Source organism: Enterococcus sp. DIV1283b, from assembly GCF_051710965.1.
GTDB classification, from domain to species: Bacteria; Bacillota; Bacilli; order Lactobacillales; family Enterococcaceae; genus Enterococcus_B; species Enterococcus_B lactis.
The window spans coordinates 2,800,620-2,816,477 of the sequence record NZ_JBIOLR010000001.1 but is presented as its reverse complement, the minus strand read 5'-3'; the positions used below and the strand labels follow the sequence as shown (position 1 = coordinate 2,816,477).

The window sequence follows — 15,858 nt, the reverse complement described above, 5'->3', positions numbered from 1 at the left end:
GTGGGAAAAAATGAAAAAAATTCTTGTTACTACATGTCTGCTGGCTACTGGATTTCTGCTTACTGCTTGTGGCGGAAGTAAAAGCTCTGAGGAATCAAAACAGACAACGATCCAATTCATGCACTCTTCTGTCGAACAGGAACGGTTAAGTGTCATCAATGAACTAGTCGCTGATTTTGAAAAAGAAAATCCAGATATCAAAATCAAGCAAATGCCAGTAGAAGAGTCGGCATTCAATACGAAGATCGTTACACTAGCTCGTTCTGGTAAATTACCAGAAGTAATGGAAGTCAGCCAAGATTTTGCTAAAGTGATGGATAAAGATGAACTGATCGATCAGACGGCAGTCCAAAATGTTATTGAGAAAGCTGGAGAAGACAATTATTATGATGGCGCCAAAAATCTTGTTCGTTCGGAAGATGGAAAAAGCTATATTGCTGCCCCAATCAGTGGCTGGGTTCAAGGCATTTGGTATGACAAAGAAAAATTAGCAGAAGCTGGTTTTTCAGAACCGAAAAATTGGGATGATATTTTAAAAATTGCTCAACATTTCACAGATAAAGAAAATAAAAAATATGGGATTGCTATGCCTACTGCTGAAGGAACGATGAGCGAGCAGGCATTCTCTCAATTTGCTTTGTCAAATGGGGCAAACGTCTTGGATGAGAAAGGCGAGGTAACGATCGACACGGACAAGATGAGAGAAGCCTTGTCGTTCTATCAAAACTTATCACAATACACAATGCCAGGTTCCAATGATGTGACAGAAATCAAGGATGCCTTTATGAATGGAACAGTCCCAATGGCTATTTATTCAACTTATATTTTGCCTTCTGTTTACGAAGCAGGGAATTCAGAAAATATCGGTTTTGCTATCCCAACACAAAAAGATCAAGCTGTCTATGGCACAGTATCTGGCTTGACGATCTCTTCTGGTCTAGACGAGAAACAAAAAGAGGCTGCTGAAACTTTTACCGCTTTCTTATCCCAACCGAAAAATATGGAGAAATGGGTTTTGATGTCCCCTGGTGGTGCTCAACCAGTGAATAAGCAAGTAGTAGAATTGGATGGTTACAAAGAAAATGAAGTCATCAAGTCATTTGGAGAGTTGCCATCTGAGATTGCTAGTGCTTTTGATGAAGTACAAGTTTTTGGACTAGTTGGAGAAAAGAACTTTACGAAAATGGGAGATATCACTAGCTCAGGTGTGATCGGAAAAGCGGTGAATCAAGTAACTGTTGGCAACGAAGATGTCGATCAAGCTTTAGCTGACGCACAAAAAAATACGAAATAACATGAAGTTCTGCCAATAGTGACCGAAAAAAGTAGATAGCTATTGGCAGATTATCAGGGGGAGGTTTCAATGAATCGTCCAAGGAAACATTCTGACTTAAAATTAGCCATGGGACTTTTAGCACCAAGCATGCTTTTATTAGCTGTTCTAGTGCTGATCCCAATGCTTTCCAATATTCAGATCAGTTTTTTCGATATGCCACTGAATCCTAATTTAGATGCAGTTTTTATTGGGTTAAGCAATTATCTTGAAATTTTAAGTGATAGTGAGTTTTATCGTTCTTTAGGCTTGACAGTTGCCTATACGTTACTAGTCGTAGCAGGCAGTACAGCTTTAGGATTAGCTGTCGCTATTTTACTTAACCGCAAGTTTAGATTTAGGAAAACGGTTCGTTCACTGATCTTATTAAGTTATGTTACGCCATCTATTTCTTTGATTTTTGCTTGGAAATATATGTTCAACAATAGTTATGGAATCGTCAATGATTTGCTAGTAGATAAGTTGCAGATTTTCAACGAAGCACCGCTGTGGTTCGATCAGCCAGTTGCTAGCTTCTTTATGGTCGTTTTGTTTGCAATCTGGAGATACTATCCGTATGCGTTTATTTCATTTTTGGCTATTTTGCAAACAGTCGACAAAACACTTTATGAAGCAGCAGAAATGGACGGTGCAAATGCTTGGCAGAAGTTCAAGATCGTGACACTGCCGGCAATCAAACCAGTACTAGCAACTGTGATTGTTTTACGATCTATCTGGATGTTCTATATGTTTACAGATGTCTATCTACTGACGAATAAAGTCAATATCTTAGGCGTTTATTTGTATCAAACAGCCTTTGCGTTCAATGATCTTGGAAAAGCAGCAGCTATATCGATCTTGCTATTCATCATTATTGCAGCGGTCGTCTTGCTCTCACGAAAGAAGGTGGACTTAAAATGAAAAATAAAAAGAGCAAGAAAATCTTATTTTATGCGGCGATTCTGTTGCTGTTAGCTGTCAATTTGTTTCCATTTTTGATCATGCTGATGACGTCATTCAAGGATTCACAAGAAGCCATTGCGACGACACAAACTATTTTCCCGAAAGAATGGACTTTTGAACATTATCAGGATATTTTCAATGCTGAGATTTTTCCATTCATCATGTATTTCAAAAATAGTTTAGTGATCTCCTTGATAGCCTCCGTAACTGCAGTAGTGATTGGGATCAGCGGGGCATATGCTTTGTCAAAACTACGCTTCAAAGCTCGCTCGAAAATCAATGCTAGCTTTTATACCGTCTACATGTTTTCCGGTATTTTGATCGTTGTCCCGTTATTTAAAATCATTTCCAGTCTAGGTTTGTATGATACCAATACAGCACTGATTATCACGATGGTCGTTCAAACACTGCCTACGGCGATATTCATGCTAAAAAGTTATTTTGATACGATTCCGACCGACATTGAAGAAGCAGCAATGATCGATGGCCTTAGCCGTGTACAGATCATTATTCGGATCATTATACCATTGGCTATTTCGGGAATCATTTCTGTCTTCGTTTATTGTTTTATGGTTTCGTGGAATGATTATTTATTTGCTTCGATTTTCCTGTCGACCTCCGAAAAATTTACTTTACCAATTGGTTTGAACACATTATTCAGTACACCAGACTATATCTGGGGACGAATGATGGCCGCTTCATTGGTGACCGCTTTACCAGTCATTATTATGTATGCGCTATCTGAACGATTCATTAAAGGTGATTTAGTCGAAGGCGGCGTAAAAGGATAAAAAAGAAAAGAAAGAGGAAAGAAAAGATGAAAAAATTAGTTGCATTAGAACCAAGAGTAGCCGGATTCAAAGATTACGAAGACCGTGAGATAGAAAAGAACGAAGTACGTATCCGAGTAATTTTCGCTACTCCAAAACCAGGAACGGAAATTGTAGATTTCAGAGGACTAAGTCCGTTTATCGACGAGGAATTTTCAGAAGAATGGCGCCTATTCATGCCAAGAGAAGAAGGAAGCCAACGCGGTGTGGTATTTGGCGAATTTCAATTAGGAAATATGATTGTCGGTACGATCGAAGAAACGGGCAGTTTGGTGACAGAGTATCAAAAAGGAGAGTTAGTCTGCACTTATGGACCCATTCGTGAAACACTGATTACAAACGGTGTTGATAATTATAAACTACGTAAACTTGATCGGTTGGATCAATGGAAAAATGCAGTATGTTACGATCCCGCTCAATTCGCTTTAGGTGGTATCCGAGAAGCACATGTTCGAGCAGGTGATGCTGTAGCAATCTTCGGTTTAGGCGCTATCGGACAAATTGCGATTCAATTAGCTAAAAAAGCAGGTGCCACTACCATCGTTGGGATCGATCCCATAGCGCAGCGTAGAGAATTAGCAGAAAAATACGGTGCCGATTACACGCTAGATCCTATGAAAGAGGATGTCGGTTTTCGTCTAAAGGAATTGACAGATAAACGTGGAGTAGATTCAGTTATTGAAACGAGTGGCAGTGCTGCCGCATTACAAGCTTCTTTAAGAGGGATCGGCTATGGCGGGATCATTTCTTATGTTGCCTTTGCTAAACCTTTTCCAGCTGGGTTTAATCTTGGTCGCGAAGCACATTTCAATAATGCAAAAATCGTCTTTGCTCGAGCATCTAGTGAACCAAACCCAGATTACCCAAGATGGAACCGTAAACGGATCGAGGACACATGTTGGGAATTATTGATGAACGGTTACTTGGATTGTGAAGAGATCATTGATCCAGTTGTGCCATTTGCAGAAAGTGCAGAAGCTTACATGCGTTATGTAGATCAGCACCCAGAAGAAAGTATCAAAATGGGTGTTCAAGTACAAGGAGGAGAACAATGAAATTCGGTACGCAAGATCAAGCATTTTTCCCAAGAGACATTTTAGAAAAATTTAGATTTATCAAAGAATGTGGATTTGAAGAATACGAAATCGACGGTAAGTTGTTAATAGAAAATATCGATACAGTCAAACAGGCAATCAAAGAAACAGGAATCCCAGTAGTGACAGCTTGTAACGGCTACGATGGGTGGATCGGTGACTTTATCGAAGAACGGCGTCTTAATGGTGTACGTCAAATTGCTGAGATTTTGCGCGCGCTAAGCGAGGTTGGAGGCAAAGGAATCGTTATTCCAGCAGCTTGGGGAATGTTCACTTATCGATTACCACCGATGGTTTCACCACGAAGCAAAGAAGGAGACTACAAAGCAGTCAGCGAATCACTTCGTTATTTAGACAAAGTAGCCGAAGAAACAGGTACGGTTATTTATTTGGAACCTTTGAACCGATACCAAGACCACATGATCAATTTGTTAGCAGATGCGCGTCATTACATTGACTCCAATCAATTGAAACATGTGCAGATCATCGCTGATTTTTATCATATGAATATTGAAGAAGATGATATTTCAAAAGCATTGACTAAGCAAAAAGAGTATGTGGGACATATCCATTTAGCAGATAATCATCGCTACCAACCAGGATCTGGCGCAATTGATTTTACTCGCCATTTTCAAACGCTGCTTCAAAATAATTATGAAGGTTATATGGTGTATGAATGTCGTTTGCGAGGAGAAAATGAAGTGGAAATTTATCAAGAATCATTGCAATACTTGAAAAATTGTCTGGAAACAGCGCGTCATTTAAATGATTTAGAGAAAGAATAGAGAAAGAAAAATAATAAGTAAAGGAGGGAGAAACAAATGAAAAAAGTAGCAATCATAGGCGCTGGACAAGTAGCAGAAAAAGTACATGCTGCTTATTATCAAAAAAGATCAGATGTCTTAGAATTGGCCGCTGTGGTTGATCCAGTTAGCCAGCGAGCAGAAGACTTTTGTCGGCGTACAGGATTTTCTCATGCGTATACGTCAGTTACACAAATGCTGAATGAGATTTCTCCCGATATCGTGAGTGTCTGTACACCCAATCGCTTTCACTTCGAACATGTATTGGCTGCCCTCGAAGCTAATGCTTCAGTGATGTGCGAGAAACCACCAGCTATGACAGCTGATCAAGCAAGAAAGATGGCAGAGACAGCCGATAAACACGGGCAGATTTTGGCTTATGGATTCCAGCATCGTTTTTCTGACGAAGCAACAATGATCAAGAATCATCTTGATGTTCTCGGGGATATTTATTACGTCGAAGCGAATGCGCTTCGACGGTCTGGTGTTCCAGGCTGGGGGACGTTTATCGATAAAGAACTTCAAGGAGGCGGGCCTTTGATCGATTATGGAATCCACATGCTTGATACAGCGATGTATATTACTGGATTTCCTAAAGTAAAAAGCGTTCGGGCTTACAGCTTTCAAAAAATCGGCACGAAAAAAAATTCAGGGAAATTTGGGAAATGGGATCCAAGCAAATTCACAGTAGAAGATGCAATTTTTGGCACACTGGAATTAGAAAACGGCAAGATCATCCAATTGAATACTTCGTTTGCTTTGAATATCAGAGAAGAGAAACTGAATGTGGCTTTTTGTGGCGATCAGGCAGGTGCTAATCTGTATCCAGGCGAACTATTCGAAGATGTAGATGGAAAGCTGGTTTCCTTACAAAAGACCACGCCAGTTAATGACCCACATGAACAAAGTATGGCTCATTTTGTGAATCGGGCGCTCGGTGACCAGACTCAGATGATTGCAGATGGTTGGCAAGGGTACATCATCCAGAATCTGGTGGAAAATTTATATCGTTCGGCAGAAACAGGAGAAGTTATTACCTTATGAAAGTAGAAGAAAAACAATTTGATTTAGAGTATATCAATAAGTATGCGAGTCAGATGACCATTGGGAATGGATTTTTGGGTATCAGAGGAAGCCAAGAGGAAGACTATCGGAATCAAGTAAGGGGAATGTTTGCAGCTGGTGTATATAACCGGCCTTTAGGAGCAGAATCAGCCGAGTTAGTGAATCTCCCAGATGTCATCAGATGGGAAATAAAAATCGACGGTGAACATTTTTCTCTTGAAACGATGAAAGTTCTTGCATATGAACGAGCAATAGATTTAGAAACGGGAGAGCTTAAACGCTATGCACTCATTGAAACTGCTCAAGGAAAAAAAGTAGAAGTCATCACTTGCCGTGTTGCTGATCAAAACAATCTCCATCAGGCAGCCCTGAAAGTGGTCATCAAGCCGTTGACTGAAGACTGCCAAGTAGATGTGAAAACGGGTATCGATGGACAGCAAACTAATTTTGGTACACAGCAGTTGGTTGAAAAAGAACTGCGAGTATTTGGTGACGATTTGATCAGTGCTTCCTACCAGACAACAGAAAGTAAAATTGATATCGGGATTGCAGCTAAGTTCAATAAAGCAGGTGTGTTCCAAGCAAAAAATCGCCGGATCACCGCTTCCTTTTCAGAAAAGGTCAGAAAAAATACGTCCTTTACGCTAGAGAAGATCATCGTGCTCTCTACCTCTCTTCAGCAAACAGACCCATTTGAGAAAAGCATTGTCCAAGCACAGAAAAGCGTTAGTTATACAGAAATTTTAGAGCAGTCGATGGCTTATTGGGCAGATTTTTGGCATCAGCATCGGATAACGATCCAAGGCGATTCTTCTTTCGATCAGTTAGCGATAGACTTCGCTGCTTACCATTTACAGATTATGACTCCCCGCAATGATCCAAGTGTCAGTGTAGGGGCGAAGGGACTAACTGGCGAAGGTTATAAAGGTCATGTTTTCTGGGATACGGAAATTTTTATCCTGCCTTTCTTTTTATATCAGTTTCCTGAAGTAGCAAGGAATTTGCTGCTATACCGTTATGATCGATTAGAAGGCGCACGGCAAAAAGCACGAGATCATCACTATCAAGGTGCACTTTTTCCGTGGGAGAGCGCGCACACTGGTCAGGAAGAGACACCCAAATTTGCTGCATTGAATATCAAAACCGGAACAAGACAAGAAGTTGCTTCAGCTGCCGCAGAACACCATATCAGTGCAGACCTTGCTTATGCCGTTCAAGAGTATGTCCAAGCAACAGAGGATCAATCGTTTTTAGAAACAAAGGGAAAAACACTCATTCATGAAACAGCGGCTTTTTGGCTGAGCAGAGCTGTAAAAGTCGATGATCATTTAGAGATACACAGAGTCATTGGTCCAGATGAATACACAGAATATATCGACAATAATGCATATACGAACTATCTGGCGCATTATAATGTGGCCTTAGCTGTCAAATATCAAGCTGGCGATCCGCTTTTTTTGAAAGAATGTCAAAATTTTTTAGACAAGTTATATTTGCCAGTGCCTAACAAAGAACAGCTGATTCCGCAAGATGACACGTATCTCAGCAAGCCAGTTATTGATTTGACCACTTACAAAGAACGTCCTGGCAGCCAGTCTATTTTACTTGATTATGCCCGTAGCGAAGTAAATGAACTCCAAGTCAGCAAGCAAGCAGATCTTGTTATGTTGTTATACCTATTGCCTGAGTATTTTTCTCAACCAATCGTTTCTAAGAATTTGCGTTACTATGAGAACAAAACGATCCACGACTCATCGTTGAGTAAAGCGATTCACGCCATAGAGGCTTGCCGTATCCAAGAAATGGAATGGGCGTATCGTTTATTCCAAGAAGCGTGCCTGATTGATTTAGGACCAGATCCGCATTCTTCAGATGACGGGATTCATGCTGCTTCATTAGGAGCACTATGGCTAGCAGTTATATTTGGTTTTTCAGGTATTACAGTAACGAATGGAACTCTTTCAGTTTCTCCAAGACTTCCTTCAGCATGGGGAAAAATTTCTTTTCCTTTTATTTGGAAAAATCACAGGTTGCAGTTCGTCTTGACAAAAAAACAAATAGTAATAAAAAAAGAGACGAAAGAAACATTACCTATTTTTGTCAATGGAGACCAATACCAGCTGGAAAAAGAACTAATCTTGGAACGGAGGGAAAAATAATGCGTATTCTGATTGCGCCAGATTCTTTCAAAGAAAGTCTGACAGCCTTAGAGGCAGCACAAGCCATTCAATCAGGTTTCCAAGAAGTTTTGGTTCAGGCTGAATATGATCTGCTACCCATAGGCGATGGAGGGGAAGGAACGGTTTCAACTTTAGCAGACAGTTTGAGGTTGAAGCAGCAAACAGCAGTCGTTACTAATGCATTTGGCAAAAACAAAGAAATCCAGTACGCTTCAGACGGTCAAACCGCGATTTTTGAAATGGCAGAAATCGTCGGATTGAAAGATGTCCCATTAAACCAACGACAGCCACTTAGGTTATCCACGCGAGGAGTAGGAGAACTGATTCGACAATTGTTGCAACAAGGTGTTCGACACATCATCATCGGCGTTGGCGGAAGTAGTACCAACGATGGCGGCATCGGCATGGCAGAAGGCCTAGGTTATACTTTTTACGATCAAGATAATCAAAAAGTAGAAGCACTGGGAGAAAATCTAGGTAAAATTGCTACAGTCGATAAAACGAACGTGCCTATCGAGCTGACTAAAGCCAAAATCACTGTCATTACTGATGTTACTAATCTTTTATGCGGAAAAGAAGGCGCTTCTTTTGTTTTCGGACCACAAAAAGGCTTGAAAGAAAATGAACTAGCAGTAGCTGACCAAGCCATGCATGATTTTTACATGAGATTTGCCCCTCAAGTAATCGAGGTATCGGGCAGTGGTGCTGGTGGTGGCATGGGTGCAGGACTATTAGCATTTGCTTCAGGGAAAATAGTTTCTGGCATCGACTACGTATTGGATTTGCTGGAGTTCGATAAACGGGTACAGCAAGCAGATCTCGTAATCGTAGGCGAAGGGCGTCTGGATGGACAAAGTCTAAAAGGAAAAGCGCCAGTTGGGATTGCTAGAAGAGTACCAGAGGGCGTTCCTGTGATAGCTATTTGCGGAAGTGTTGGTAAAGGAAGCGAAAAAGCAGCAGATGTTGGCATTTCGGCCGTTTTTCCGATCCTTCCTGCAGCTGTCCCTTTACAAGAAGCTTTACAGCAAGCCGCTGATAATCTGCATCGTACAGCTAAAAACATCGCATCTTTACTTCAAGTCGTTCATTTTCAAGGAGGAAATCGATGAAAATCAAAGCAGCACTATTCGATTTAGATGGCGTTCTTGTAGACACAGCTCGTTATCATTACGAAGCGTGGCTGGTTTTAGCTAACCAACTGTCCATTCCATTCACTGAGAAAGAAAACGAGCAGCTGAAAGGGATATCCAGAACCGAGTCACTGGAGCGATTGCTGTCATTTGGAAAAATGGAACAGAAATTCTCAGAAAAAGAGAAATCAGCCTTTGCTGAGCAAAAAAACAATCTATATCTTCAAGCGATTCAAAAAATGGATGAAACCTCCGTTTTGCCTGGTGCAATAGCTGTTCTTGAGTACTTGAAAAAAACAAACATCAAGATTGGATTGGGATCAGCAAGCAAAAATGCACGCCTCATTTTAGAAAAAACGAATTTGACAAGTTATTTTGATGTCATTATTGACGGCACGCAAGTATCAAAAGCAAAACCTGATCCAGAAGTTTTTCTCAAAGGAGCACAGCAATTGAATGTACCGCCAAATGCATGCTTGGTCATTGAAGATTCAGAAGCTGGCTGTCAAGCAGCTTTGGCTGGTACCATGCATGTATTGGGAATAGGTGAAAACATAAATCTTCCTTCTGCTGAATATGTGATTCCTGATTTAACCGTTTTTGATCAAATACGTTCGTTTTGGCATTTATCAGAAGCCGTATCACGTGTATAATAGTTTCCGTTTTTTCAGTCACAAGCAAAACGTTATCCTCCTTTTGGAAATCAAGGTATGATGAGAAAAAAGGGGGATTTTATATGACAAAAAAAGCAGTTTTCGCAGGCGGATGCTTTTGGTGTATGGTCAAACCATTTGAAGAGCAGCCAGGGATCATTTCTGTGACATCCGGTTATACTGGCGGGCATGTACCAAATCCAACTTACGAACAAGTAACAACAGGCACAACAGGGCATACAGAAGCCGTAGAGATCGAATACGACCCAGAAGTTATTTCTTATGATCAGTTGGTGGAAATCTATTGGCAGCAAACCGATCCGACTGACGCGTTAGGACAGTTCGCTGATCGTGGTGATTCTTATCGACCAGTGATCTACTATAGTGATGAAGAAGAACGAAGCATTGCAGAGCGTTCAAAACAAGCATTGCAAGACAGCGGGCGATTCGATAAGCCGATCGTGACAAAAATCGAACCAAGAAGCGAATTTTATCCTGCAGAAGATTACCATCAGGATTATTACAAGAAAAACAAGCTCCATTACAATCTTTATCGAGAAGGTTCTGGACGTGCCGGTTTCATTCGTCGACATTGGGGCGGAAAGAAATAAGAAGCCGAAAAAGCTACTTTTGGAACACCGTATATCAGAGGTTGTGACAAGTCGTTTGTCACAACCTTTTTTCAATACCTAAAATGAAGGACGATCAGCAAGGCACTACTCAAAAAAGGAATGAAAGGCAGCTTTTCCAACTTTTTTTTATGACAGATAAAGTAAACAGAAAAAACGGTTATTCCAAACAGGCTAGCCAGAAACAAGACCCGAAGCAACTCTTCCAGAGGCAAGCCCCCACTCCAAGAAAGCACCAACAGAGTATCGCCAGCTCCGAGATAGGATTGACCATAGCGAAGGCATGCACTGCCTACGATGAACGTTAACAGCACACTTTGCCATTGGAAAACGCCGTCCTGCAACCAAAAAATCCATAAGACTGCCCAGGAGCAGAATAGCGTGTGAGAATGGACCATGAAGTAAAACAAGTCCATCAACGAAAATAGCAAAGCCGAAAGCACCCAAATGAACGTCGAAAAATTTCTTGCGGAAGAAAAAGTAAAGAACCAGGCAAAAAGACCACCACATAAGACTTCTGCCAACAAATAGTAGAAGGGCAACCGACACCGGCAATAGCGGCAGCGAAATCGTTGGACGATGATCGAGAGAATCGGAATCAATTCATACCAAGAAAGCGAACGACAGCATTTGACACAATGAGATCTAGGATAAATAATAGAGTGACCTAACGGAATCCGCTGGGCGGTTAAACATAAAAATGACCCGATACAGCAACCAATGATAAAATAAAGTAACACGCCAGCTCCCCCTTTTCAAAACCAAGATACGCAAGCTTAAACTAAATTTTTGTACATACATAAAATTTGAGGTGAAAAAATGAACGTTTCAATCGGATTAGATATCGGAACCACACAAACCAAAGCAGTTGCTTTCACAGATGAAGCCCAAGAAGCAGCATCCGCTTATTTTCGCTACCCTTTGATCCAAGAAACACAAGGGATGGCAGAACAAGATCAGGAATTGATCTTTCAAGGCGTCTGCACCGTTATAAAAGAAGTAATTAAACAGTTGCCTTCAGACACGACCATTCAATTTGTCTCCTTCTCTTCTGCGATGCATAGCCTGATATTGTTGGATGAAGAGAAAACACCGTTATCTCGAATGATCACTTGGGCAGATAACCGAGCAGCGGACGAAGCAGAAAAACTGAAATATACCGTGCTTGGCAAAGAATTTTATCGACAGACTGGGACACCGATTCATCCAATGACACCATTGAACAAAATCAAGTGGCTGCAAAACAGCCAACCTGAATTATTCAAAAAAACTGCTTATTTTGTCGGTATCAAAGACTATATCTTTTATAGATTGTTTGGCGAACTGATCAGCGACTACGGAACAGCTTCAGGAACTGGATACTTTGATATCCATGAATTCCAATGGGCAGAAGAAGTGCTTGACTACTTGGACATTCGGACAGAACAATTGCCGCAAGTAGTTCCTTCCACCTATCAAGTAACAGGTCTACCGTCAGAAACAGCAGCAGAACTAGGTTTACCAAATGATATATCATTTGTTTTGGGAGGGGCAGACGGGCCGCTTTCTAATCTAGGGTTAGGTGCTTTTGGTGATACGATCGCCGCTTTGACCGTAGGAACGAGCGGAGCACTTCGTTTTATTACTACTCAGCCTCAATTCCATCCAGAAATGGAGACGTTTTGTTATGTTCTGGATCAGAAACATTGGGTAGTGGGAGGAGCGACTAGCAATGGTGCTGGCATCTTTGATTGGGCAGGACATACATTTTTACAGGAAGTCGTTCAATCTGCTAAAGAAAAAGGTGAAAATCCATATGATGCACTGCTTTCGGCTATCGCTTTTGTGCCAGCGGGTGCCAATGGTCTGATTTTTCATCCCTATTTGCTTGGTGAGCGAGCACCGCTTTGGGACGCAGATGCGTTTGGCAGTTTTATCGGCTTACAGCGGCAACATACAGAAAAAGAAATGATGAAGGCGATTCTAGAAGGGATCTGTCTCAACCTTTATCGGATTTTAAAAGGAGTTTGCCAAGAAAATCAGCTCACAGAGATCCGTGCTACAGGCGGGTTTGCTCAATCTCCGATTTTTCGTCAGATGATGGCTGATGTACTGGGTTACCCGCTCGTTTTCCCTACTGTCACAGAAGCATCCGCATTAGGAGCTGTGATTTTAGGCTGGCGAAGCATCGGAAAGATTCAAAGTATCAGTGAAGCACAGGAATTGATAGAATTGAAAGAGCAAGTCGGAGTACAAGAAAACGATCATAAAAAATATCAGAAAATCTATCCATTATTTGTTTCGACACAAAAGCATTTAGCACAGACTTATCAGCAATTTGCTCAACTGCGAGAAGAATTAGCTGATTCTGAAAAATGATTGGCTTTACGGATAAAAAAGCGAAATGAAAATCGTTCTCAGGTAAAGGATTTTGTTGTACTTTTCATTGAAAGTCTACTATTATTTTAAGTGTAAGAAAATGTTAGGAGGCAAGAAAGATGAAATTCCAACAAACCAAAGAAGTATTAAATCAATTAGTTGCAGATCTAAGCCAAATGTCTGTTGTTGTTCACCAAACACATTGGTACATGAGAGGACCAGGTTTCCTTACATTGCACCCAATGATGGATGAGTTCATGGATGATTTGAACGCTCAGTTAGATGAAGTATCCGAACGCTTGATCACATTAGACGGTTCTCCTTATTCTACATTGCGTGAATTTGCAGATAACACGAAAATCCCTGATGAAGTAGGACGTTGGGACCGCACGATTCCTGAACGTTTGGAAACACTTGTTGCAGGCTACCGTTATCTAGCTGATCTTTACCAAAAAGGAATCGAAGTTTCTGGAGAAGAAGGCGACGATCCAACACAAGATATCTTTATCGAATTCAAAACAGCCACAGAAAAACGTATCTGGATGATCCAAGCTCATCTAGGCAAGGCGCCAGAGATCGACGCGTAAAAACTGTTGTTGAACTTGACCGAAAAATAGGTTGTGAAATCAGCGTTTTGACCTGAGTATTAGAGAAACAAACGTCAAAATAGTTCCTCATATTTTGCCGTTTTTTGAGCTAATACCGAGGGTCAGCTGATTGAACACCGTTTACCAAGAGGTCGTAAGCCTGCCGTTCAGCTCCGAGTCACAGGAAACAATTTCAAAAAACAGCTTCTTATGTTTTATGGATATTGTGACTTGTGACCGAGGAGTTGGCAGGAGAACACCGTTTATTTAAAATAAGGGGTTGTGACAAGACTTTTGTCACAGCCTCTTTTTGTTTTTCATTTTGGCAGGAAACGACCCTTTTATATAAAAGGAAGAAAAAGAAGTAAAGTTTCATATAAATTTTTCAATCAAGCAGAAAAACGTTGACATTGACTAGATTAGCGGGTAATATGTTAAATGGTATTGTTTGCCCCACAAAGAGCCCCGGAAACTCGAAGTGTATGTCAAACATCAGAACTTAAATTGGAGGAAAATAACGTGCGTACAACATATATGGCCAAACCAGGCGAAGTAGAACGTAAATGGTATGTAGTAGACGCAACTGATGTTCCATTGGGACGTCTTTCAACAGTTGTTGCATCTGTACTACGTGGTAAAAATAAACCAACTTTCACACCTCATTTGGATACTGGCGATTTCGTCATTGTCATCAATGCAGATAAAGTGAAATTAACAGGTAAAAAAGCGACTGACAAAATTTATTACCGTCACAGCAACTACCCAGGAGGATTGAAATCAATCACTGCTGGCGAATTGCGTGCTAAAAATTCTCGTCGTTTGATCGAAACTTCTGTAAAAGGTATGCTTCCTAAAAACACTTTAGGCCGCAAACAATTTACAAAATTGAACGTATACGGTGGAGCAGAACATCCACATGCAGCACAACAACCAGAAGTTTTAGACATCACAAACTTAATCTAATAGGAGGGAATTTCATTGGCACAAGTTCAATATATCGGCACAGGCCGTCGTAAAAACGCAGTTGCTCGCGTACGTCTAGTACCAGGAACTGGCAAAATTACTGTAAATAAAAAAGATGTTGAAGAATACATTCCACATGCTGACTTGCGTGAAGTAATCAATCAACCTTTCGCTGTTACTGAAACAAAAGGCGCATATGACGTATTTGTTAACGTAAACGGCGGAGGATACGCTGGACAATCAGGAGCTATCCGTCATGGTATCGCTCGTGCATTGCTAGAAGTTGATCCTGACTTCCGTTTAGCGCTTAAACGTGCTGGCTTGCTTACACGTGACGCACGTATGGTCGAACGTAAAAAACCAGGTCTTAAGAAAGCTCGTAAAGCTTCACAGTTCTCAAAACGTTAATCAATTCCTTATTGGATCAACGTTTACAAGAGTTTTTTGGTTCAAGTTGGTTCAAATTATCAATTTGACAAAGAATCTAAGAGGTTTAAAGCATCAGCATCTTGCTGGTGCTTTTTTTCTGGCATCAATTCAAGATAATAGTTCTGCGTTGTTTGAATATTGATATGACCTAAGCGTTTTGATACATAGGCAATATCAATATCTTGTGAAAATAGAAAAGAAGCATGAGTGTCTCTTAGGCCGTGGAAGGTAGTTTTTGGAATATCTAGTTTTTTTCAGTAATCTGGCGAGCTTAGCAGATTGTTGAAAGCCGTCAGGATCAAAAAAATATCCATTATCCTTAATCGGGACAGATTTTAGAACATCCTATACTTCTTTGTTAAAAGAACAGATTTTGAAGAAATATTATATTTTCTAATCACGCTTCTTTTACTTTCCCCTCCCAACAGGGTATCTTCAACTGCTGCTTGTTTTGTCTCTTCGGTGTAAAAGTACCTTTTCCTATAGGGTAGAAGTGCCTCTTCTCCATATGCCTGATATTTGCGAACCCAATCGGATAAAGTATCCGTTAGGAATTCCGCTTTTCTTAGAAATAAAGTTTATGGCTTTCTTTTTTTCAATAATTTCATTAATCCAAAAAAGCCTTTCTTCCAAACTACTCTTGTTTATAGTCATAACAAAAACACTCCTTACTGAAGTTGAACTAGATTTTTTATTTTCTAGTGTCTACTTCATAGAGAGTGTATCACTCTGGCAGGTTAACGGTCTATTTTTTGACTAGATATTTTCGCCACCGTCTTAAATGGGCTACTTAAGGACTATGTTGACGCACAGTTTTTTTCGCAATTAGTATAGCATAATTGACTTCATTTTTACAAAAGAG

General features: G+C 40.6%; 15 protein-coding genes and 1 pseudogene. 14 read left to right on the top strand and 2 right to left on the bottom strand.

What is annotated here, in order from left to right:
- Positions 1 to 10 precede the first annotated feature (10 nt).
- From IGJ53_RS13820 to msrA, 10 genes are all read left to right on the top strand, one after another.
- The gene (locus IGJ53_RS13820; RefSeq protein ID WP_086311365.1) at positions 11 to 1,294 is read left to right on the top strand and encodes an ABC transporter substrate-binding protein; all 1,284 of its coding nucleotides are present in this window, start codon (positions 11 to 13) and stop codon (positions 1,292 to 1,294) included.
- A gap of 69 nt (positions 1,295 to 1,363) precedes the next feature.
- Positions 1,364 to 2,233, top strand: a complete 870-nt coding sequence (locus IGJ53_RS13815) for a carbohydrate ABC transporter permease (protein WP_438750480.1) — start codon at positions 1,364 to 1,366, stop codon at positions 2,231 to 2,233.
- The gene (locus tag IGJ53_RS13810) at positions 2,230 to 3,066 is read left to right on the top strand and encodes a carbohydrate ABC transporter permease (protein WP_010733051.1); all 837 of its coding nucleotides are present in this window, start codon (positions 2,230 to 2,232) and stop codon (positions 3,064 to 3,066) included. Before IGJ53_RS13815 ends, IGJ53_RS13810 begins: the two co-directional genes overlap by 4 nt.
- Before the next feature lie 26 nt (positions 3,067 to 3,092).
- Positions 3,093 to 4,160, top strand: a complete 1,068-nt coding sequence (locus IGJ53_RS13805; protein WP_086323460.1) for a zinc-dependent alcohol dehydrogenase — start codon at positions 3,093 to 3,095, stop codon at positions 4,158 to 4,160.
- Entirely contained in the window at positions 4,157 to 4,984 is an 828-nt protein-coding gene (locus tag IGJ53_RS13800; protein WP_259741641.1) for a sugar phosphate isomerase/epimerase family protein, read from the top strand. Before IGJ53_RS13805 ends, IGJ53_RS13800 begins: the two co-directional genes overlap by 4 nt.
- Before the next feature lie 36 nt (positions 4,985 to 5,020).
- The gene (locus tag IGJ53_RS13795; protein ID WP_259741642.1) at positions 5,021 to 6,046 is read left to right on the top strand and encodes a Gfo/Idh/MocA family protein; all 1,026 of its coding nucleotides are present in this window, start codon (positions 5,021 to 5,023) and stop codon (positions 6,044 to 6,046) included.
- The gene (locus IGJ53_RS13790; RefSeq protein ID WP_259741643.1) at positions 6,043 to 8,226 is read left to right on the top strand and encodes a glycoside hydrolase family 65 protein; all 2,184 of its coding nucleotides are present in this window, start codon (positions 6,043 to 6,045) and stop codon (positions 8,224 to 8,226) included. Before IGJ53_RS13795 ends, IGJ53_RS13790 begins: the two co-directional genes overlap by 4 nt.
- On the top strand, positions 8,226 to 9,356 hold the full coding sequence (locus IGJ53_RS13785) for a glycerate kinase (protein ID WP_259741644.1): 1,131 nt from the start codon (positions 8,226 to 8,228) through the stop codon (positions 9,354 to 9,356). The genes IGJ53_RS13790 and IGJ53_RS13785 overlap by 1 nt, the downstream gene beginning before the upstream one ends.
- The gene (gene pgmB / locus IGJ53_RS13780) at positions 9,353 to 10,030 is read left to right on the top strand and encodes a beta-phosphoglucomutase (RefSeq protein WP_010733057.1); all 678 of its coding nucleotides are present in this window, start codon (positions 9,353 to 9,355) and stop codon (positions 10,028 to 10,030) included. Before IGJ53_RS13785 ends, pgmB begins: the two co-directional genes overlap by 4 nt.
- Positions 10,031 to 10,113: 83 nt before the next feature.
- Positions 10,114 to 10,641 (top strand): peptide-methionine (S)-S-oxide reductase MsrA, encoded by a 528-nt coding sequence (msrA, locus tag IGJ53_RS13775; RefSeq protein ID WP_002373839.1) that lies wholly within the window; start codon positions 10,114 to 10,116, stop codon positions 10,639 to 10,641.
- Between the two features lie 71 nt (positions 10,642 to 10,712).
- On the opposite strand, the gene IGJ53_RS13770 is transcribed toward msrA, so the two are convergent.
- Positions 10,713 to 11,399 carry a prepilin peptidase gene (locus IGJ53_RS13770; RefSeq protein WP_010733058.1) on the bottom strand — a complete coding sequence of 229 codons (687 nt, stop codon included), beginning with the start codon at positions 11,397 to 11,399 and terminating at the stop codon, positions 10,713 to 10,715.
- 79 nt (positions 11,400 to 11,478) lie between these two features.
- Between IGJ53_RS13770 and IGJ53_RS13765 the strand changes: the two genes are divergently transcribed.
- The 4 genes from IGJ53_RS13765 (at position 11,479) to rpsI (ending at position 14,975) form a co-directional block, all read left to right on the top strand.
- On the top strand, positions 11,479 to 13,017 hold the full coding sequence (locus IGJ53_RS13765; RefSeq protein WP_010733059.1) for a gluconokinase: 1,539 nt from the start codon (positions 11,479 to 11,481) through the stop codon (positions 13,015 to 13,017).
- Positions 13,018 to 13,136: 119 nt separating this feature from the next.
- Entirely contained in the window at positions 13,137 to 13,604 is a 468-nt protein-coding gene (locus tag IGJ53_RS13760; RefSeq protein ID WP_002310545.1) for a Dps family protein, read from the top strand.
- A 534-nt stretch (positions 13,605 to 14,138) separates the two neighbouring features.
- Positions 14,139 to 14,567 carry a 50S ribosomal protein L13 gene (rplM, locus tag IGJ53_RS13755; RefSeq protein WP_002323724.1) on the top strand — a complete coding sequence of 143 codons (429 nt, stop codon included), beginning with the start codon at positions 14,139 to 14,141 and terminating at the stop codon, positions 14,565 to 14,567.
- A gap of 15 nt (positions 14,568 to 14,582) precedes the next feature.
- Entirely contained in the window at positions 14,583 to 14,975 is a 393-nt protein-coding gene (gene rpsI, locus IGJ53_RS13750) for a 30S ribosomal protein S9 (protein WP_002287505.1), read from the top strand.
- Between the two features lie 59 nt (positions 14,976 to 15,034).
- Here rpsI and IGJ53_RS13745 read toward each other — a convergent pair.
- Positions 15,035 to 15,341: pseudogene (locus tag IGJ53_RS13745) on the bottom strand (tyrosine-type recombinase/integrase); the annotation flags it as partial.
- Between the last annotated feature and the right edge of the window lie 517 nt (positions 15,342 to 15,858).